The sequence below is a fragment of the Dokdonella sp. genome, assembly GCF_035703485.1.
Taxonomy (GTDB): Bacteria; Pseudomonadota; Gammaproteobacteria; order Xanthomonadales; family Rhodanobacteraceae; genus Dokdonella.
In genome coordinates, this window is the sequence record NZ_DASSYD010000207.1 from 57,714 (window position 1) to 76,792 (window position 19,079).

A 19,079-nucleotide genomic window follows, 5' to 3' on the forward strand; every position below is an offset into this window, starting at 1 on the left:
CCTTAGTGCGCCGCACCTTCGGAACGCGGTGTTTCCTTGCGCACCTTGCCCACCTGCTCGGCACTGACGCGACCATCATCATTGCCCCAGCTATTGAACACATAGGTCAGGATGTTGGCGATTTCGTCGTTGTTGAGCTGGCTCATCGGCGGCATCACCGAATCGTATTCCTTGCCGTTGACGGTGATCTTGCCGACCAGGCCATTGAGCACGTAATGGATGGCTGCCTCGGGATCCTTGCTCAGGAAATCGGATTTCGCCAGCGGCGGGAACACGCCCGCAAGTCCCTCGCCGTTGTCCTGATGGCAAACCGAGCAGGTTCCCGTGTAATGCGCCTTGCCTGCAGCGATCTGCTGCTCAAGCGTCAGCGTTCCACTGACTGCGGCATCACGCGCCTCGGTGACCGGTTCCAGGCTGACCGCCTTGTCACCCAGATAAACCGAATCCACTTCCTTGCCCGAATAAATCGCCTTGTCTTCCTCACCATCGACCTTGAGGATGGCCAATGCGCCCTTGTTGAAGGCGCGGAAGATCGAGTGATCGACGAGCACGTAGCTGCCCGGCACCTCGACATGGAAGTCGGCCATCATCGCGCCACCCGATGGAATCAGTGTGGTCTGCACGTTTTCCTGATAATGCGTGCCGCCTTCGTACCAGACCTTGTCGAAGATCTCGCCGATGACGTGGAAGCTTGAAACCAGGTTCGGGCCCCCGTTGCCCATGAACAGGCGCACGTGTTCGCCGGTCCTGGCCTTGAGTGCCTTTTCGTTGATCAGCGCGCCTTCCGAACCGTTGAACAGCACATAGGTCGGGTTCTCGTCGATCGCCTTCTGCATGTCGAAGGCCTGCAGGCCCTTCTCGCGGTATTTGCCAACCGTATAGAAATCGCCCTGCATCACGTAGTACTCGTGATCAACGGGCGGCAGACCTTCCGGCGGCTCAACCAGGATCATGCCGTACATGCCATTGGCGATATGCATGCCAACCGGCGCGGTTGCGCAGTGATAGACGAACAATCCGTGATTGAGCGCCTTGAAGGTGAACTGCGATTCATGGCCCGGCGCGGTAAAGCTCGATGACGCACCACCGCCTGGCCCGGTGACGCCGTGCAAGTCGATGTTATGCGGCATTTTTGAATCAGGATGGTTCTTCAGATGGAATTCGACCGTGTCACCCTGGCGCACGCGGATGAAACTGCCCGGCACGGTACCGCCGAAGGTCCAGAACGTGTAAGTCGACCCCTCGGAAATCTCCATTTCAAGTTCGCGAACCTCGAGTTCAACGATGACCTTGGCCGGCGCGGTACGACCCGTGGCTGGGGGAACTTCGGGAGGGCTGGTCAGAATGGCGTGAATCGGCTCACCCTGTGGCGGCCCGAAGTCGCCCTTCGCGGAGCCGCCAGTATCTACCTTCTCGGACGCTGCCAAAGCAGTCTTCGAAGGTGCCTGAGTCTCCGACGAGCAAGCCCCGAGCAACAAGGCAGACAGGGCGATTGCAATCATTACCGGCTTCATTGAATTTCCTTGAATCATGGGTTTTGGAATAGGCCACACGTTATCGAATCGTGGAGAAATCGTCTTGACTCTGATCAAGCAAAAGCGCCCCGCAAAGCCACCTGCGACAGGCTGCCGCAAGCGCTGCAAGGCTTGACGGTCAAGGCTCTGAGCCATTTGCGTTTGGACCAGCGACAGGACACGCTTGCATCCCACCCTGGCCTGCGTGAGTCTGTGCATTGATCATGCCCCCATCAGCAACACCCCTTCTCTCATTCATGCTTGACTGCGCTGCCCACGTTGCGGGTCGCGCGATCGCAATCGACCCATGAACGGTTCACTGACAATCGTTGCCGCGTTGCTGCTCGGCTTGCTCGCCAGCGGTCATTGCATGTTGATGTGCGGAGGCATTTCGATGGCTCTCGGCGTTGCCACGGCCAAAGATGAGCGCGGCCGGCCGCGCCGCCTCCTGCTGCTCGGCTACCAGCTTGGTCGAATCTCTTCCTACGCATTGGCCGGCCTTCTGATCGGAACGATTGGCGGTGGCTTGATCGCGGTGCTCGATATCGAACGCGTGCGCCTCGCACTGCGTATCGCCAGCGCCGCGGCGTTGTTGATTGCGGCCCTGGTCATGCTCGGCGTGCTGCGTGATCCCGGCTCCGGGATCGGCAAGCGGCTGTGGTCAAAGATCGCCCCACTCGGGCGGCGCCTGATGCCGGTGTCAAACCTGCCGCGGGCGTTTGCCTTCGGTGCACTCTGGGGCTGGATGCCGTGCGGACTGGTCTATACCGTGCTGCTGATTGCCGCACTCAATGCCCAGGCCTGGTCCTCGGCGGCAATCATGGCCGCGTTTGGCCTGGGCACCTTGCCGGCCATGCTGATGACTTCATGGGGTGCGCCGCGCCTGCTCGGCATCTTCTCGAATGTCCGCTTGCGTCGATCCGCCGGTATCGTCTTGCTGGCCAGTGCTGCGCTGACCCTGGCCGGGCCGTTGCTGATCGGGCACGCGCCCTGGCTGCAGGGCTGGTTGCCGTTTGATTGCAGCCCCGTTACGCCATCGCAAACGGTGAAGTAATCAAAGTGCGTTCGAGTAGACCGGCTTGTTCTCGCTAGCGGCCATGCCGAGATAGGCATCGAAACACATGGCGACAATCCGCAACAGAAAGCGGCCGCGCGCGGTGACCCGGATCTGACCCGGTGGCAGATCAACAAGACCGTCGGCCTGCAACGATCTCAGACGTACCAGCTCCGACGAGAAGTAGTCTTCGAAATCGATGTCGAAGTGACGACCAAATGCCTGCATGTCGAGTTCGCCGAGGCACATGAGCTGCTGGATCACCTCAGCACGGATCACATCGTCATCACTGAGCAACATGCCACGTTGCATTGGCAGTTGGCCGTGGTCAATCGCCATGTAGTAGCCCTGCAGATTGCGCGCATTCTGGTGGAAGCTGCGGCCGATATGACCGATCGAACTCATGCCAAGACCAATCAGATCGCAATCGCCATGAGTTGAGTAGCCCTGGAAATTTCGCTGCATCGTGCCCTTGCGCTGGGCGCGCGCGAGATCATCGTCGGGCAAGGCGAAATGATCGAGTCCGATAAAGCGGAATCCAGCGGCTGCCAGTGTCTCCACGGTCTGACCAATCAGCGCGAGGCGAGTCGCCGCATCGGGCAGGTCAGCGGCCTTGATCTGGTGCTGCGCGCGGAAGCGCTCCGGCATGTGCGCGTACGAGTAAGTCGCGATCCGATCAGGTCGCAACGCAATGACCGCATCCAGAGTGCGGGCAAACTTCGCGGTCGTCTGTTTCGGCAAACCATGGATCAGATCGACACTGACCGAGCGGAAGCCGACTTCGCGTGCCGTGTCGATGATTTCGCGCGTCTGCTCGACGCTCTGCACGCGATTGACCGCGAGCTGCACATCGTGATCGAAGTCCTGAATGCCGAGGGAAAGCCGATTGAAGCCGGCATTCGCCAGCATGCGAACCGTCGCCGCATCGGCAAAGCGGGGATCGACCTCGATACCGAATTCCCGATCCGGCTCATCGGAAAGATTGAACCCGCCACGCAGCGCATCGAGCAAGCGAATCATCTGTTCGGCATCGAGAAAGTTCGGCGTGCCTCCGCCCAGATGCAACTGGTTGACGCGCCGATCCCGATCGAACATCGGTGCCGTCAGCTCGATCTCGCGCAGCAAGCGCCCAAGATATTCATCGGCGCGTCGCCGATCCCGGGTAATGATGCGCGTGCATCCGCAATAGAAGCACGGGCTCAGACAAAACGGTATGTGCACATAGATCGATAGCGCGCGCGGAATCGGATCCTCGTTCGAGGCGCGAACGATGGCGCGCAATTCCGCCTCGGAGAATTTTTCATGGAACTGCGGCGCAGTCGGATACGAGGTGTAGCGAGGCCCGCGAATGTCGTAGCGAGCGACCAGCTCCGCATCGAACACCTGGGTGCTTGCGGAAATCGGCGATGGATGAAAATGAGTGAGCGTGGCCATGCGTGGATCCTGCGCGAAGCCGGCCATGCCCGCCTTGATCCATGTCAACCGGAATTGCGTGGTGGGCCCACCAGGACTTGAACCTGGAACCAACGGATTATGAGTCCGCTGCTCTAACCAATTGAGCTATAGGCCCGTTGCGGGTTTCTCGTGGATGCTGGTGGTGATTCGGCTGGATCGCCAATCTTGCGTGCAGCGCAATCACCGATGACGGCGGGCCGATTCAACCCGTCTGTTCCGTCGAGGCGCGCGATTGTAGCGGTAACGGCACCCGTGTGGGCAGTCGGCGTCTGCTCGGGTTGCCTCATTTCAACGGAAATCAAAGGTTGGACGCCGTCAGCACTTGCCCGGACAATGGCAAATATCGGTCACTGTTGCGGAAGTCCAGTCTCGCATGCGCATTTTTTCGCTGGAAGGGAAACTCGCTGCCGCCCTGTTGCTGTGGTCGATACTGACGGCGGCGTGCGTGGCACTTCTGATCGCCTGGCTCGATACCCCGGTCATTGCGGCGACATTCGCGGTGCTGATTTTGTGCCTGCCTGGCTTGTGGCTGGCCCGACGTCTCGCTCGTCCCGTGGCCGCCCTGATCCGCGCCCTCTCCGGCAGCGTGACGGCTTTTGGCGATGGCGATTTCAGCTTCTCGATTCGCAATACGCGACGCGATGAGGTCGGCGATCTGGTCGATGCGCACAATGAACTCGGTCGCGTATTGCGCGAACAGCGACAAAACCTTTTCCAGCGTGAGCTGCTGCTCGATACCGTGGTGCAGAACACGCCAACCGCACTGACCCTGATTGAGCCCGGTGGACATGTGGTCTATGCCAATCTGGCGGCTCGCGCACTCTTGAATGGCGGTCGTGCGATGAACGGCTCGCTGATCGACACGATCGTTTCCGAGGCGCCGCCACAATTCGCCGAAGCGCTGTCGGCTGGAGCGGACTCCTTGTTCAGCGTGGAACTCAATCACGAGGAAGAAACTTTCCATCTCTCACAGCGGACATTCAAGCTGCAGGGACGGACCCATCGCATGATCCTGCTTCGACGCATGACTCGCGAACTGTCGCGCCAGGAGGTCGCAACCTGGAAAAAAGTCATCCGCGTTGTCAGCCATGAGCTGAACAATTCCCTGGCACCGATTCGCTCGTTGTCGCACTCCGGCAGGGAACTGGCGCGGCGCGGCGAGTTGCAGCGTCTTGAACAGGTATTCGGCACCATCGAGGAGCGCGCCGAACACCTGGGCAGTTTTGTCCAGGGCTATGCGCATTTCGCCAAATTGCCGACCCCGCGGGCTTCATCGATCGAATGGGCGCCATTTCTGGCGGCGCTGGGACAGCACTCGCAGTTCACCCTCGCAGGGCTACCGCCAGCGAACCCGGGTTGGTTCGATCGTGCGCAGATCGAGCAGATGTTGATCAACCTGCTCAAGAACGCGCGTGAATCAGGCAGCGATCCCGATTCCATTGAATTGGCCATTGGAGAGCGTGGACGCGAACTGCGCATCGATGTCCGTGATCGCGGCCCGGGCATGTCCGAAACGGTGCTGTCGAATGCCTTGCTGCCATTTTATTCAACCAAGCGCAGCGGCAGCGGCCTCGGCCTGGCCCTGGCTCGCGAAATCGCCGAAGCCCATGATGGGCGGCTGCAATTGGCGAATCGGGCCGGGGGAGGGCTGCAAGTCAGTCTGATTCTGCCGCAGGGCATCAGGCCAAATTGAATACCTTTGCACGCACAGTCCTGCTAGATTGCTCCGACCTGAATTCGCGCGGAGAGCGAAAATGAGTGGTGGTTTTTTTGTTGGCCTTGTCATCGTTGTCATCGCGTTTATCGTGCTGGCCAAGCTCGTGCGCATTGTTCCGCAGGGATTCGAGTGGACCGTACAACGCTGGGGCAAGTACACGCATACGCTGAGTCCGGGCTTCCATTTGCTCGTTCCAATCGTGCAAACGGTCGGACACAAGATCAACATGATGGAACAAGTGCTCGATGTGCCCTCGCAGGAAGTCATCACCAAGGACAATGCGGTTGTCCGCGTCGATGGTGTCGTCTTCTATCAGGTACTCGATGCAGCCAAGGCGGCCTACGAGGTGTCCAGTCTCGAACAGGCGTCGCTGGCTCTGGTCATGACCAATATCCGAACCGTGCTCGGCTCGATGGATCTCGATGAGTCGCTGAGCAAACGCGACGTCATCAACGCCAAATTGCTCACCGTGGTCGACGAGGCCACCCACCCATGGGGCGTCAAAGTCACACGCATCGAGATCAAGGACATTTCGCCTCCACGCGATCTGATTGAGTCAATGGCGAGGCAGATGAAAGCCGAACGCGAGAAGCGCGCCAACATCCTCGAAGCCGAAGGTTTCCGCCAGGCTGCGATCCTCAAGGCCGATGGCGAGAAGCAGGCCGCCATCCTCGAAGCCGAAGGTGAGCGCGAAGCCGCGTTTCGCGAAGCCGAGGCACGCGAACGACTGGCTGAGGCCGAAGCCAAGGCGACGACCATGGTCTCCGATGCAATCGCCGGCGGCGATATCAACGCGATCAACTATTTCGTTGCCAACAAGTATGTCGAGGCACTCAAGGAAATGGCCAATTCACCGAATCAGAAGATGTTGCTGATGCCATTCGAGGCCAGCGGCATCATCGGCTCACTGGCCGGAATTGCCGAGATCGCCAGGAACGCCTTTGACAAGACTCCGCCGCCGCCACCCGCGCCGCGCAGCGGCCCATCGATCATGCGCTGAGCAGGAAGCCGATATGGAAAGTTCGATCTCCAGCCTTCTGGCCAGCTACGGTTGGTGGTTACTGGCTCTGCTGCTGATCGCGGCAGAGATGATTACGCCTGGCTATTTTCTGCTCTGGATCGGACTTGCCTCGGCCGTGATGGGCCTGATCATGCTGGCCGTGCCGGGCCTGGCATTTCTCGCACAAGCGGTGCTCTTCGCCCTGCTTTCCATCGCCTTGTGTTTCGTCTACTGGAAATACATCCGTCCCGCTGCAGAGCGACGCGACGATCAGCCGCTGCTGAACAGAAAAGGCGACCGCATGATCGGTCGCCGCGTGACCGTGGTCGATGCCATCGTCAACGGTCGCGGCAAGGCCAAGGTCGGTGATTCTGTCTGGCTGATTCAGGGCGAGGATTGTGCGTCCGGAACGTCCGTAACGGTCACTGCAGTCATTGGCACGACCCTGCAAGTGGTTGCGGATCCGCAGCCCTGACCCGGCGGGCGGTCGCACTGCCTGACCGGACCTCCCGACACAGGCGCCAGCGCCGTCCATTTTCTATAATCGATTGTTCAAACTAGGTTGACGACATGACCCGCAAAACGGTTCTGAACGAGTCGCATCGCGCGCTCGGAGCAAAAATGGTCGATTTCGGTGGCTGGGACATGCCACTGAATTACGGTTCGCAGATCGACGAACACCACGCGGTACGCCGCGATGCCGGCATGTTTGATGTTTCGCACATGACCGTGGTCGACATGCATGGGCCACGCACTCGGGAGTTTCTGCGCCATCTGCTGGCCAATAACATCGACAAGCTCAAACGGCCCGGCAAGGCACTGTATTCGTGCATGCTCAATGCCGAGGGCGGCGTGATCGATGATCTTATCGTCTACTACGTCGAGGACGATTTCTTCCGCACCGTCGTCAATGCCTCAACCCGTGAAAAGGATCTGGCATGGATCAGCCAGCAGGCAGCGACTTTCGGCGTGCAAATCCGTGAGCGCGATGATCTTGCGATGATCGCTGCCCAGGGCCCGCAAGCCCGTGACAAGGTGGCATCAGTGCTCGATGCGGAGCTTGCCGCTCGTGCGCTCACGCTGGCAAAGTTCGTTGCCGTGCAGGATGGCGACCTGTTCATTGCCCGCACCGGCTACACCGGCGAAGACGGTTACGAAATCATGCTGGCCGAATCGGCAGCGATTGAGATGTGGAGTCGACTCATTGCCGCCGGCATCAAACCGGCAGGACTCGGCGCGCGCGACACCCTGCGACTGGAAGCGGGGATGAACCTGTATGGCCAGGACATGGATGAGTCCATTACGCCGTGGGAAGCCGGTCTTGGCTGGACAGTGTCGCTGGACGAAGGTCGCGACTTTATCGGCCGTGCTGCTCTGGAAGCCCAGAAGGCCTCCGGCGTGCCGCGCAAGATGATCGGCATCGTCATGGACGAGAAAGGCGTTCTGCGCCATGGCCAGACCGTCATCACTGATGCCGGCAATGGTGAAATCCTGTCAGGCACGTTTTCTCCGACCCTCGGCAAGGCGATTGGCTTTGCGCGCATTCCTGCCAACGCGGGTGAGGAGGTGCACGTCGATATTCGCGGACGCCAGATTCCGGTGCGCGTGGTCAAATATCCGTTTGTGCGTGATGGTCAGGCGGTAGCTGATTGAGTTTCGCCGCCCATTGCTGTGGCTGATAGAATCCGCAACGAGCTTTTCCCTACCTCGACCCTTCATCCAGGCCAGAAGACATGAAAGAAATACCCGGTGATCTGTTGTTCCTCAAATCCCACGAGTGGGTCCGTGTTGAAGATGACGGCACGGCTACTGTCGGCATTTCCGACCATGCGCAGGGCTTGCTCGGTGATCTGGTCTATGTCGAACTTCCAGACGTTGGCGATAGCGCGAAGCCGGGAACGGCGGCGGCGGTTGTCGAATCCGTCAAGGCAGCTTCGGACGTATATTCTCCGGTCAGTGGTGAGATCGTCGCAGTCAACGAAGCCCTCGCCGATACTCCGGAAACGATCAACGAAGATGCCTATGGCGAGGGTTGGATTTTCGTCGTCAAACTCGATAGTCGCGACGAGCTCGATGACATGCTCGGACCCGACGCATATGCCGAGCTGATTGAAAACGAGGAAGGCTGAGTCGAATTCACACCAGTCGTCTTGAGTACATGGAAGCGGGCCAGGGAAATCTGGCTCGCTTTTTTTTGCTCTCAATGCGCGTTCAAGCAAAATAATTCTCGCCTTCATTTGGCTGCGGTTTAGCTTGTCGCGGCATCACTTTTCGTCGTTGAAGCAGGGACTTGAATGATGACAATTCAATCGATCGGCGAAGCAATGAATGAGAGCAGATTGCAGGTTTTAACCCGCCATAGGGCGATATATCTAGCTATCCGGGTTTTGTCCTGAATTATGTCGGGACGTATAAACGTCTATATGGCTCATACAAAACAGTTGGACTCATTGCACGTTACTGAAAGTTCAGCGCGGCACTGGCACTGGCGATGGAAACTCCAGAGCCTTGTTTTTTGTCAGAAATCTGTTGACACTCGCATCCGACAAGCATAATTTTCGCGTCAGCAACACTACGGAATCCAAAATAGAATCATGGCTGCATCCAGATTCGTCGAACCCTATATCGAGCACGGCCTGAAATCATCGGCCACAAGAAAAATCACGGTATCGATTCCACTGCACATCCTTCGACTTCTGTCCGATGAACGGACCCGGCGCCAGGTAGCGAACCTGCGCCACGCGACAAACAGCAACCTGCTGTGCGAAGCATTTCTTCACGCTTTTACTGGGCAACCACTGCCAACTGACGAGGAGTTAAGACGCGATATGGCCACAAAGAAAGCAACAGCGAAAAAGAAACCAGCTGCGAAGAAACCTGCCGCCAAAAAAGCGGCAAAGAAAGTAGCTGCCAAGAAGGCTCCAGCAAAGAAGAAGACAGCCAAGGCCAAAGTGGCCAAAGCTGTAAAGAAAGCTCCAGCAAAGAAGGTCGCAGCCAAGAAGGCGCCGGCGAAAAAGGCTCCAGCAAAGAAAGCTGCGAAAAAGACGGTGAAGAAGGTCGCAGCGAAGAAAGCTCCGGCCAAAAAAGTCGCAAAGAAGGCTGCGAAGAAGAAAACAGCCAGGGCCAAAACAGCGACAGCCATGAAAAAGGCGCCGGCCAAGAAGGCGGCCGCAAAGAAGGCTCCAGCAAAGAAAGCTGCCAAAAAGGCCGCCAAGAAGAAATAGTGTTCCTTGAGGTTGGTTGTCGGCTGGCAACCAACCCTTGACTGGACGCCGCGCATCGCATCGTTGGTGCCAGGCAGTACAGAGTCACTGCACACCAAGTGCAGGTAAATAAGCTTCATGATCCAGCAATCGAACTCCTCTCCCTGCGGTATGCCCAGCGCAGGGAGAGATTTCGAAAAGCGGATTCAGCTTTTTGAAGTGCTCGAAACTTTCGGCCAGCTGCCCGCGAATAGCTACAACCGGGTTTCAGGCTCCGCCGCATGCAGCTCATCGGGCCTGGTTCGCGACTGAAGAATCCTCGCCACCAGCATTGATCCCGCTGATGATCGAATCAGCGACCATCCGAAGCTTGCTGTCGAGTGTACCGACCGGGTCACATCGCGCAGTCGACCGCGGCCCATCAGCAGGCCGGCAACGAACCCGCCTCCCACCAGCAAAGTCGGCCGCCAGCGCTCGAATCTGTCGCTCAGGTCTTCCGTTTTCAGTTTCAGCTTTTGTCGTCGCGCGATCAGATTGACCGAAGCGCTCCGCACCCGTTGGCGATCATCCTTGAGACTCATGCATCCTCCGGCCCGGTTGCTGAACTGACTTCGTTGTCGTTGACGGATCTGACCGAAACGATCAACGCGCGTGTTTGTGGAAGGCTCACATCCCGCCAGCATCGGCGCATCGCCAAAGTTACCCAGACCACGCCGCCCAGATTGATGGCGGCAACCACTGCAACACCAAGAAAAAGGTTTCCGCTGAGCTGGTAGACGCCGAGCGCAATCGCTGCAATTGTCGATAGCCAGGCGCCAGCGCCGAGCGCAACAAGCGCGAACGCCAGCCAGACAATCGTCAGTGCGCTGCTGCGTGCCAGGCGAAGCTCGCTGCGCAACAGGCTAAATGACGCCTCAATGACCTGGAGTGCGCCACGCAACGCGTCGCGCATCGTATCCAGCAGCGAATCCGCTGTTGCGGGAGCAGCCTCATCGATACTTTCATTTTCTGCCGGCACGTTGTTGAACTCAGCGACGACGCATCATGCGCGTAAGCAATACCCCTGCGGCCACCGCGATTCCGACGGCTGCCAGTGGATGTGCGCGAATCTGCTCCGACGCCACCGTTCCGAGTCGCTTGGCGCCATCGCCGAATCGCTCACCCGCGGCATTCAGTTCATCGTGCAGGGCACTGCCGTTGTTGCGCAGGCGCTCGCTGAAGCGACTGGCGCTACTTGCCACCTGATCGATTCCATCGCTTATCTGATCCGCGATCTTGCTCGTGACCTGATCGTTGCCATCAATCGCCTTGGCTCCTGATTTTGCTGAAGTGTTCATGGGAATTCCTCTTTGCGTTCAATGCAGACTTTGCTGACATGACCCAGCGTCGCGCCAGATATCTGCTGCAACCATGCTTGCACGGGCTCCCTGAAGCCCGCATTGATGGAGGCATCCGGCATGGCAGCGACAGCTCCCGAATATGGCGTGGCGTGTGCGCAATTTCCGCAGGTGTGACACCTTGCACGGTAATGCGCTATCTTTCTTGCGTCCGTAGGTCAAGTGATGTTGAGGACAGGGGCGCAGATTTCAAGCGATGCAACACGAATCGCTTGTCTGACGCGGATGCTTCAGAACAGGTACTGCGATGCGCGGACCTGGAAGTGAGCCGGGCTTTTCAGCCGACTCATTGTCGAGTCGCGCGCCGCGGAACTGTTCAGATATTCCGCTTGAGCTCTTGTTGGGCACGCCACTTGCATGCGTGATTGTCTTGTCTTGCATTTCCGGAGCGTCTGGCCACCATGAAATCGTCCTCTTCTCACTCACGTTCCGTGCGCGGCTCAGCCGCACTCACGATCATAATCATTCTCATCTTGCTGGCTGCAGCGGCCGCAGGCGCCTGGTGGTACCTCACCCAACGTGGAGCCGCCGTGCCAACAGCGGGACCCGCCGCAACGACAGCTCCGATATCGGGCTCCGCAACCGCCGAAGATGCTGAAGCAAAGGCGGCCGCCGCCGCAGCCGCGGCCGCCGCGGTCGAAGGCCTGAGTATTGACCAGCTCTATCGCGAAGCGCGCAAGGCCATGGCCGATCAACGCCTGGTGGCTCCTGCCGGCAACAATGCACTGGAGTTCTATCTCGCCATCCTCGAAAAGGATGAGAACAATACTGGAGCAGCCGATGCACTGCGCGAACTGTTTCCGTTCGCCAGCGGCACCGCAGAACAGGAAATCAACCAGGGCAACCTGGAAGAAGCTGATCGCATCATCGAGTCGCTGGCGAAGGCCGATCCGAGCAACTACACCTTGACCATCTTGCGCAGCAAGCTCGACGCCAAGAGCAAGCAGCTTGAACAACAAGCCGCAGAAGCTGCGGCAGCCGCGGCTGCACCACCGCCGACGCCAACGCCGCCAACAAGTGTTGTCGACGAAGCCACTCAACCCGCTTCGGACACAGCCGCAGCGGTCGATGCCACACCACAACCCGCACCGCCACCTGCACCTGCCGTGGCCGCTCCGGCACCCCAGCCGGTCGCGGCCGCACCAAGAGGCGAAAGCCGTGACGTCGATGTGGTGACCCCTTCACCGCCCAGCTACCCGCGTGCGGCCGCAAGAGATCGCCAGGAAGGCTGGGTCGAAGTCGAATTCACGGTTACTGCGGACGGCAAGGTTGTCGATGCAAAGGTAACCGCATCCGATCCCCAACGCGTCTTCGATCGCGAGGCGATCCGCTCCATCGAACGTACCCAGTTCAGTCCGCGAATGGAAAACGGAGTCGCAGTCAACGCAACGGTCCGTCGCCGCATCGAGTTCAAGCTGGGACGCTGAAGTAGCACGCGAATGAAGTAGGGAGAGCGATCGCGCAATGCGATCGCTCTCTTTTTTTGCCGTGACCCAAACAGCCGGTCGGATTCGCTAGGCCATCAATGCATCACGCAGATCCACGAGCAGATCATGTTCTGCGTCGACAACGCTTCTTGATCCGCGCAATCTCAGCAGCCTGCTCATCGCCGCTTCATGGGTATCGCCAATGAGGTTGTGTTCGAGTTGTCCGGCAAGATCGGTCAACATCAACAAACCCATCCCTCGCAAACTTCCATGATCTGCCACCGCGGCATTGCGCAGTTGGGTCGATGCTTCGTTGCGTGCCTGGATGGAGCGCAACGGGAAATGCAGCTTGCTCCACGGCAGCCACGATTCACGAACCCGGTGCAATACATCCCGCCGAAACAAGCTTTCGAGCAAATTGAAACTTGTCGGATTCAATCGGCCAACCAGCAACTCGACCGCAGCCGAAGCCGGCAAGCCGCCTACCGGCCCGGCGAGTATCTGGGCGGCCGCCGCGAGTTGCGGATGGGTGGTTGGCAGAAGCGGTTCGATGACGAGATGTTTGCCCTGATAGCGCAACCTGCGTTGCTCGAACAAATCGAGAATCAGCGCAGCTGCGCACAACAGGTTGGCGTCTGCATGTGACCGCGAAGCATCGAAATCGCCCGATTTCGGATCAATGCACAACAACATCAATTGTTCGGCTATCAGCATTCAATGCCTCCCGGCAACGCTTGCAGCCCTGTAGGTCAACAATCCACGGACTTGGCAAACTTTTGAAACGCACTCGGGCGAGTGAGAGACAAGACAAAGCGAGCAACAAATGCGCAATTCGCATGCGAAAACTTGGCATTTTCAAGCACGTTTCGCCGTCGTGTCGCTCCGACCGAGTAGAATTTCGACAAGCTGACCAGGCAACCATCAAGCCTCTGGCTGCCGTCCGTAATGGAACCTGCCTGATCCTGCAAGGCTCTTCCAGCGTGAGCCCGAGCGGCGCAGGAACGCACGCTCATTTGACGTCACCACCTTTTCTGCTTGCGACACGTGTCGGACCAACTCCGGCCCAGTCCACTGAAGGCAAGCCCAGGTAGCGATCAAACAGCATCGGCATCAACCCCGCCGGCGCAGCCGATTCACAATTCCAGAGCATGACCATTCCGACTTTCCTTTTCGGCAGAAAGCCAATCATTGCGCGGTAGCCTTGCACGGCGCCCGCATGAAACACGAGTCGCTCGCCAGCATACTCGTAAACACGCCAACCAAGCGCATATTGCGCATCAAGCAAGCGCCCCCGACGCCACGGCGTCGAGCGCAAGTCACGCGGAGTTTCGACCAGCGGTGTCTGCAAGGTATGCAGGAGATCTGCCGACAGGACATCAGGCCGCCCTCCCATTTGCGCGATCAACCACTGCTCCATGTCGCGGAGACTTGCATTGACTCCAGCGGCCGGCGGCATTCGATAGTAGACCTCGTTGGGCATGAAAGCCTTCCACTGCTTTCCCCGGCGTCGATGCGGCCGCGCCCAATGAGCCGATTGCTCCAGGGCATCGCGTCCGTAGCTGGCGGTTTCCATTCCCAGCGGATGAAAAATGCGTTTGCCAACCTCGTGGTAGAAAAAGCTGCCGGTCAACGCGTAGGTGATATCGCCGATCAGACTGAAGGCGATGTTCTGATACGCGTAGCACTCGCCCACCGGACAGGCGATCGGCACCTCGTTGAGGCGCTCCACCAACAACGGGTAGGGCTCATTCTGCTCAAGCAAATTGTCATAGGTATTGTGTGGAAGCCCGACCCGATGGCTGAGAATATCGGCGACCGTGAGCTTGTTGCTGTTGCCCGGATCCGCAAGTGCGAACGTCGGCAACACACTGGTCACTTTCGTATCCCAGCTCAACTGACCATCCTCGACCAGCAAGCCGCTGAGCGTCGTGGCGAATGCCTTGGATAGCGAGGCGAGGCGAAACACGGTATCTGCCTCGATCTTTTCCGAGCGCCCGGTATCGGCGTATCCGATCATCCGTTCGTGAACGACCTGGTCCGCCTGAATCACGGCGATGGCAAGCCCGGATACCTGATTGGCCGATTCAACATGGTCTATCCAGCGATCCAGGTCAGCCATGATCGGCTGGATATCCTGGCTGATCGCATGAGGATCAACTTTCGGCTTGTGGCCGGACAAGGAAGCTGCAGCAGACCGATGGTGCGACTTCGCCGACTTTCGATTCGCAGCATCAGCAGTCGAGGCCAGCAGGGAAGTTGCTCCGATCAGCAGGAAAAGGAAGCATGAAAGTGAGCCGCGATTGAAAATCATGGCTGCCGGCAAGCCCATGTTATGCTCGATTTCATCGTTAAAGCCTTGTTTTCCGGAGAGCAGGAAATGACTACTTTGATTGTCCTTGGCGTCATCGTTTTGTTCGCTTTCTATGCCATTGGTATCTACAACGGACTGGTCACGGCACGCAACAGCTACAAGAACGCGTTTGCCCAGATTGATGTCCAGTTGACCCGTCGCTACGACCTGATTCCAAATCTGGTCGAGACTGCCAAAGGCTACATGAAACATGAGCGCGAAACTCTGGAAGCCGTCATACAGGCACGCAATTCTGCCGCGTCCGGTTTGTCGGCTGCAAAGGCCAATCCGGGCGACCCGGCGGCCATGAAGCAATTGTCAGGCGCCGAGAATGTCTTGACCCAGACTCTGGGGCGCTTGTTCGCGCTTTCCGAGGCCTATCCCGACCTGAAGGCCAACCAGAACATGATGCAACTCAGCGAAGAGCTGACCACAACCGAAAACAAGGTCGCGTTCGCACGTCAGGCCTACAACGACTCGGTCATGAGCTACAACAATGCGCGCGAGGTTTTCCCAAGTTCGATCGTGGCCAACATGTTTGCGTTCACGCCGGCACAGTTGCTTGAGATCGAAGCACCCGAGAAGCGCGAAGCGGTGAAGGTTTCTTTCACTTGATGGTTCTTGCGGACGACTTGCCGACGACGGCGGTTGGTCGCATCAAGGCAACGCCGGTTTCGTCGTGAATTTTTTTGCCCACCAGGAACTCGCCCGCAAGCAGACGCGGCGCATGATCGTGCTGTTCACGATCGCCGTCATCTGCATTGTCATTGCCGTTGATTTTGTCGTCATGGTCGCACTTGGCATTGGCAGGGAGAGTCGACGTGGCGTGGCCGACGTCGGGATCGGCCCGATGATCCTCACCAGCCTCGGCGTAGTCGCCGTAATCGGTCTGGCCACGCTGTACCGGATTTCAACGCTTCGGGCAGGTGGCAGTGCGGTAGCAAGGCAGCTGGGCGCCACACCCGTGCCCGTCGATACCATCGATTTCGCCTACCGGCGGCTGCGCAATGTCATCGAGGAAATCGCTATCGCTTCCGGCGTGCCCGTGCCGGAAATCTTCGTGCTTGAGGAAGAAACCGCCATCAATGCGTTTGCCTCCGGCTACTCGCCCGCCGATGCCGCCGTCACGGTCACTCGCGGTTGCCTCGACAAGCTTACCCGCGAAGAACTTCAGGGCGTCATCGCCCATGAATTCAGTCATGTCCTGAATGGCGACATGCGTCTGAACATCCGCCTGATGGGTGTGGCTTTCGGCATCCTCGTGCTGGCGATTGTCGGACGCAGGATCGCCGAGATCTCGGGACGATCCCGCAGTCGCGACAGCGGCGGCATTGTCATTCTCGGCATCGCCCTGCTGGTTGTCGGCTATATCGGTATCTTCTTCGCTCGCCTGATCAAGGCCTCGATTTCGCGCCAGCGCGAGTATCTGGCCGACGCCTCGGCGGTGCAGTTCACGCGCCAGACCGAAGGCATCGCCGGCGCCCTGAAGAAAATCGGCGGGCTGGCCGAAGGTTCAAAGCTGACCAGCCACGACGGTGAGGAAGTCGCCCATATGCTGTTTGGCGATGGCGTCGGCTATTCCGCGCTGTTTGCCACGCACCCGGCTCTGGTCGACCGCATTACGCGCCTGCAACCCCAGTTCAATCCTGCGGAATTCGCCGAGATTGCCAAGGACTGGACCCAGCCGCTGCGCGTGGGCGAAACCGATGATCCGAATGCATCGCTGTCGGGTTTCGCCCCGGCCCGATCATCGACAGCAGCGGCCTCGGCGAGTCAAAGCGCGAGCCTGCCGCCTGCGGCTCGCGAGATGCGACTGTCAGCAAGCGGTGTTTCCGATCAAGTTGGCCATCCCGACACTGGCGACTATGTAGCCGCTGCCGCACTGAGCACGTCGATCCCTGGCGCGCTGAACCTGGCCGCACACGGACGCGATCAGTCGATGCTTGTCGTCTACGCGCTGCTGCTGCATGCCGATCAGACGGTTCGCGATCGGCAAATCGAAGTGATCACGCACTATCATGACGCCGGCAGTGCAGCCGAGGTCAGTGCGCTTGCCGAGCAAACCCGGGCACTGCATCCGATGCAGCGATTGCCGCTGGCGGCGATGGCGTTCCCTGCCTTGCGCCGACACCCTCGACCGAGCCTGGAGGTTTTCATCCTCACCCTTCAGCAACTGATCAAGGCCGATGGTCGGGTCAGCCTCGAGGAATACTGCCTGGCCAAGCTGGTCAGCATCCAGGTCATCGATGCCCTCAGCCCCTCAGCAACACGGGTGACCGGTCGCATAAAGCTCGGCGATGTCAAAGCCGAACTCTGCGACCTGTTTTCGGTGGTTGCCGAGTACGGACACGATGACGCCGAAAGCGCGCGCCGCGCCTATGTGCTTGGCCTCAATGAAGTGCTGCCGAACGCGAAACCTTCCTATGAGCCACCCGAAAACTGGCAGGCCGCACTTGATCGCGCCTTGCCTAACCTTGATCGGCTGACCCCGGCAGGCAAAGAGCTGGTCGTTCGTGGGCTGACCTGTGCGATCAGCGCCGACGGCGTGGTCAGTGTCAATGAGGCCGAATTGCTGCGCACGGTTTGTGCCGCTCTGCATTGCCCTTTACCGCCGATTCTCCAGCAACAGGGTTGAGCGCATCAGCGATCCGCATCATGACAACATTGATCGCGATGCACTCGCCACATCCTGATAGCGGACGTTGCGATAAGACGCGCGCTCAGGGAGCATAGCGGCCCCGCCGCAGATTCCGAACCAATGAGCCGAGATTCCGATGCCGTCGATGCTCGACTTGAGCAGGTTCTGAGCGATTTTGGCTCGCGCCTCGGCGTGCTGATGCGCGGCTATCGGCTTGATCGACATGGCATTGATCCGGCCGATATCGAGCAGGAAGTGCGAATTCGACTGTGGAAAGCAATTTCGCGTGACCGCTCCGGGGCCTTTCATGCGTCTTATGTGCAGAGAGTGGTTGCAACGACGGTGATTGATGCGTTGCGGCGAGCGGAAGTCAGGGCGACCGAGCCCTTGCCCGAGGATGATGGTGAATCCGGCCAGTTGCCGGATGAAGGCATCAGCCCCGAGCAAACCGCAAGTGACGGTGAACGCATGGAGGGGCTCAAGCGTTGCCTGGCGGAGATTCCGGAACGCCGACGCCTGCCAATCACCCTGCACCTGCAAGGCTATTCGTTGCAGGAAATTGCCGATGTGGTCGGAACCTCGGCCGAAGCGGCGAGAAAATTGGTAACACGCGGCCTGAGCAGTTTGAAAACTCGTCTGCGAGAACTGGGATACGGTGAATTCGATGACTGAGCGTAGCTTGTCAAAACTCTACCGAAGCATGGGCGACCAGGCGCTTGGCTCCGACCTGCTCGATGCTGACACACTGCTTGCCGCATCCAGTGGAAGCTTGTCCGGCGATCGTCGCGATGAAGTTGCCGCACGCCTGTCGCGCTCACCGGTGCAAACCGATCTGGTGCGCCTGCTGCACGATCTGAATGCTGACTCTGCAAAAGTTGCGCAGGCCGTCAATTCGCGCCAGTCGCTGGTACATTCACGCGATGGCCGTCGAACTCGTCATGCCGGCGATCCACGTCGCCATGCAACCCAGCTGCGTTGGGCGGGCCTTGCCGCAGGCCTGGTACTGGTTTTCGGTTTCGTGCTCTGGCATCCGCAGACCGATCACTCCAGCGACCAGACGATGGCAGCTGCGGTCAAACCTGATCGCATCTTCACCAGTCAGGATCGGATCTTCAGCATGAACGACGATGCGCTGCCCACAAACGCCGCTGACAACGTCTTCCGATCGAATTTCAACGGCGGCTGAATTTTCGCGAATGCGTATTGTGACATCGTAAAAAGCCCGGCATGCCGGGCTTTTTCATTTCCGTTTGACATTCCCAAGGGGGGGGGGGCATACTTTGTTCCATCTGCAGTGATGCAGATAATGTTTATTAAGGAGAAA

Annotated in this window: 18 protein-coding genes and 1 tRNA gene; 12 read left to right on the top strand and 7 right to left on the bottom strand. The window is 58.8% G+C overall.

Annotation, left to right across the window (positions count from 1 at the left end; genetic code table 11):
• Positions 1 to 2 precede the first annotated feature (2 nt).
• The gene (nirK, locus tag VFN25_RS16170; RefSeq protein ID WP_325143765.1) at positions 3 to 1,514 is read right to left on the bottom strand and encodes a copper-containing nitrite reductase; all 1,512 of its coding nucleotides are present in this window, start codon (positions 1,512 to 1,514) and stop codon (positions 3 to 5) included.
• Positions 1,515 to 1,821: 307 nt separating this feature from the next.
• Here nirK and VFN25_RS16175 point away from each other — a divergent pair, with 307 nt between their 5' ends.
• Complete coding sequence (locus tag VFN25_RS16175; RefSeq protein ID WP_325143767.1) at positions 1,822 to 2,568, top strand: sulfite exporter TauE/SafE family protein; 747 nt, start codon at positions 1,822 to 1,824, stop codon at positions 2,566 to 2,568.
• Here the strand turns inward: VFN25_RS16175 and hemN are convergent, their stop codons facing one another.
• Together hemN and VFN25_RS16185 are read right to left on the bottom strand one after the other, a co-directional pair.
• Positions 2,569 to 4,002, bottom strand: a complete 1,434-nt coding sequence (gene hemN / locus VFN25_RS16180) for an oxygen-independent coproporphyrinogen III oxidase (RefSeq protein ID WP_325143770.1) — start codon at positions 4,000 to 4,002, stop codon at positions 2,569 to 2,571. It lies immediately after the preceding gene.
• Positions 4,003 to 4,061: 59 nt separating this feature from the next.
• Positions 4,062 to 4,138: transfer RNA gene (locus VFN25_RS16185), tRNA-Ile, on the bottom strand.
• 258 nt (positions 4,139 to 4,396) lie between these two features.
• Here VFN25_RS16185 and VFN25_RS16190 point away from each other — a divergent pair.
• The 6 genes from VFN25_RS16190 to metJ all read left to right on the top strand — a co-directional run bounded on the left by VFN25_RS16190 (position 4,397) and on the right by metJ (position 9,964).
• Positions 4,397 to 5,716 (top strand): sensor histidine kinase, encoded by a 1,320-nt coding sequence (locus VFN25_RS16190; protein ID WP_325143772.1) that lies wholly within the window; start codon positions 4,397 to 4,399, stop codon positions 5,714 to 5,716.
• Positions 5,717 to 5,777: 61 nt separating this feature from the next.
• Entirely contained in the window at positions 5,778 to 6,740 is a 963-nt protein-coding gene (locus VFN25_RS16195) for an SPFH domain-containing protein (protein WP_325143774.1), read from the top strand.
• 13 nt (positions 6,741 to 6,753) lie between these two features.
• Complete coding sequence (locus VFN25_RS16200) at positions 6,754 to 7,215, top strand: NfeD family protein (RefSeq protein WP_325143776.1); 462 nt, start codon at positions 6,754 to 6,756, stop codon at positions 7,213 to 7,215.
• Between the two features lie 95 nt (positions 7,216 to 7,310).
• Positions 7,311 to 8,393 carry a glycine cleavage system aminomethyltransferase GcvT gene (gene gcvT / locus VFN25_RS16205; RefSeq protein WP_325143779.1) on the top strand — a complete coding sequence of 361 codons (1,083 nt, stop codon included), beginning with the start codon at positions 7,311 to 7,313 and terminating at the stop codon, positions 8,391 to 8,393.
• An 80-nt stretch (positions 8,394 to 8,473) separates the two neighbouring features.
• A complete protein-coding gene (gene gcvH / locus VFN25_RS16210) occupies positions 8,474 to 8,869 on the top strand; it encodes a glycine cleavage system protein GcvH (protein ID WP_325143780.1) in 396 nt (131 codons plus the stop codon).
• Positions 8,870 to 9,334: 465 nt separating this feature from the next.
• A complete protein-coding gene (gene metJ / locus VFN25_RS16215; protein ID WP_325143783.1) occupies positions 9,335 to 9,964 on the top strand; it encodes a met regulon transcriptional regulator MetJ in 630 nt (209 codons plus the stop codon).
• A 556-nt stretch (positions 9,965 to 10,520) separates the two neighbouring features.
• Here the strand turns inward: metJ and VFN25_RS16220 are convergent.
• Together VFN25_RS16220 and VFN25_RS16225 are read right to left on the bottom strand one after the other, a co-directional pair.
• Positions 10,521 to 10,961, bottom strand: coding sequence for a hypothetical protein (locus VFN25_RS16220; protein ID WP_325143785.1), 441 nt, complete (start codon positions 10,959 to 10,961; stop codon positions 10,521 to 10,523).
• A gap of 10 nt (positions 10,962 to 10,971) precedes the next feature.
• Positions 10,972 to 11,280, bottom strand: coding sequence for a hypothetical protein (locus VFN25_RS16225; protein ID WP_325143787.1), 309 nt, complete (start codon positions 11,278 to 11,280; stop codon positions 10,972 to 10,974).
• A 590-nt stretch (positions 11,281 to 11,870) separates the two neighbouring features.
• Here VFN25_RS16225 and VFN25_RS16230 point away from each other — a divergent pair.
• Positions 11,871 to 12,767, top strand: coding sequence for an energy transducer TonB (locus VFN25_RS16230; protein WP_325143788.1), 897 nt, complete (start codon positions 11,871 to 11,873; stop codon positions 12,765 to 12,767).
• Positions 12,768 to 12,854: 87 nt separating this feature from the next.
• Here the strand turns inward: VFN25_RS16230 and VFN25_RS16235 are convergent, their stop codons facing one another.
• A complete protein-coding gene (locus VFN25_RS16235) occupies positions 12,855 to 13,481 on the bottom strand; it encodes a GPP34 family phosphoprotein (RefSeq protein ID WP_325143790.1) in 627 nt (208 codons plus the stop codon).
• A gap of 295 nt (positions 13,482 to 13,776) precedes the next feature.
• Positions 13,777 to 14,946, bottom strand: a complete 1,170-nt coding sequence (locus VFN25_RS16240) for a serine hydrolase domain-containing protein (protein ID WP_325143792.1) — start codon at positions 14,944 to 14,946, stop codon at positions 13,777 to 13,779.
• Positions 14,947 to 15,144: 198 nt separating this feature from the next.
• On the opposite strand from VFN25_RS16240, the gene VFN25_RS16245 reads away from it, so the two are divergent.
• The 4 genes from VFN25_RS16245 to VFN25_RS16260 all read left to right on the top strand — a co-directional run bounded on the left by VFN25_RS16245 (position 15,145) and on the right by VFN25_RS16260 (position 18,941).
• Entirely contained in the window at positions 15,145 to 15,732 is a 588-nt protein-coding gene (locus VFN25_RS16245; RefSeq protein WP_325143794.1) for a LemA family protein, read from the top strand.
• Between the two features lie 64 nt (positions 15,733 to 15,796).
• On the top strand, positions 15,797 to 17,752 hold the full coding sequence (locus tag VFN25_RS16250; protein ID WP_325143796.1) for a M48 family metallopeptidase: 1,956 nt from the start codon (positions 15,797 to 15,799) through the stop codon (positions 17,750 to 17,752).
• A 123-nt stretch (positions 17,753 to 17,875) separates the two neighbouring features.
• Positions 17,876 to 18,427 (top strand): sigma-70 family RNA polymerase sigma factor, encoded by a 552-nt coding sequence (locus tag VFN25_RS16255; protein ID WP_325143797.1) that lies wholly within the window; start codon positions 17,876 to 17,878, stop codon positions 18,425 to 18,427.
• The gene (locus tag VFN25_RS16260) at positions 18,420 to 18,941 is read left to right on the top strand and encodes a hypothetical protein (RefSeq protein ID WP_325143799.1); all 522 of its coding nucleotides are present in this window, start codon (positions 18,420 to 18,422) and stop codon (positions 18,939 to 18,941) included. The genes VFN25_RS16255 and VFN25_RS16260 overlap by 8 nt, the downstream gene beginning before the upstream one ends.
• Positions 18,942 to 19,079 lie beyond the last annotated feature (138 nt).

Bases quoted from the DNA above. Each gene is read 5' to 3' on its own strand.
- nirK (WP_325143765.1), bottom strand. From the start codon at position 1,514: ATGAAGCCGGTAATGATTGCAATCGCCCTGTCTGCCTTGTTGCTCGGG.
- VFN25_RS16175 (WP_325143767.1), top strand. From the start codon at position 1,822: ATGAACGGTTCACTGACAATCGTTGCCGCGTTGCTGCTCGGCTTGCTC.
- hemN (WP_325143770.1), bottom strand. From the start codon at position 4,002: ATGGCCACGCTCACTCATTTTCATCCATCGCCGATTTCCGCAAGCACC.
- VFN25_RS16190 (WP_325143772.1), top strand. From the start codon at position 4,397: ATGCGCATTTTTTCGCTGGAAGGGAAACTCGCTGCCGCCCTGTTGCTG.
- VFN25_RS16195 (WP_325143774.1), top strand. From the start codon at position 5,778: ATGAGTGGTGGTTTTTTTGTTGGCCTTGTCATCGTTGTCATCGCGTTT.
- VFN25_RS16200 (WP_325143776.1), top strand. From the start codon at position 6,754: ATGGAAAGTTCGATCTCCAGCCTTCTGGCCAGCTACGGTTGGTGGTTA.
- gcvT (WP_325143779.1), top strand. From the start codon at position 7,311: ATGACCCGCAAAACGGTTCTGAACGAGTCGCATCGCGCGCTCGGAGCA.
- gcvH (WP_325143780.1), top strand. From the start codon at position 8,474: ATGAAAGAAATACCCGGTGATCTGTTGTTCCTCAAATCCCACGAGTGG.
- metJ (WP_325143783.1), top strand. From the start codon at position 9,335: ATGGCTGCATCCAGATTCGTCGAACCCTATATCGAGCACGGCCTGAAA.
- VFN25_RS16225 (WP_325143787.1), bottom strand. From the start codon at position 11,280: ATGAACACTTCAGCAAAATCAGGAGCCAAGGCGATTGATGGCAACGAT.
- VFN25_RS16235 (WP_325143790.1), bottom strand. From the start codon at position 13,481: ATGCTGATAGCCGAACAATTGATGTTGTTGTGCATTGATCCGAAATCG.
- VFN25_RS16245 (WP_325143794.1), top strand. From the start codon at position 15,145: ATGACTACTTTGATTGTCCTTGGCGTCATCGTTTTGTTCGCTTTCTAT.
- VFN25_RS16255 (WP_325143797.1), top strand. From the start codon at position 17,876: ATGAGCCGAGATTCCGATGCCGTCGATGCTCGACTTGAGCAGGTTCTG.
- VFN25_RS16260 (WP_325143799.1), top strand. From the start codon at position 18,420: ATGACTGAGCGTAGCTTGTCAAAACTCTACCGAAGCATGGGCGACCAG.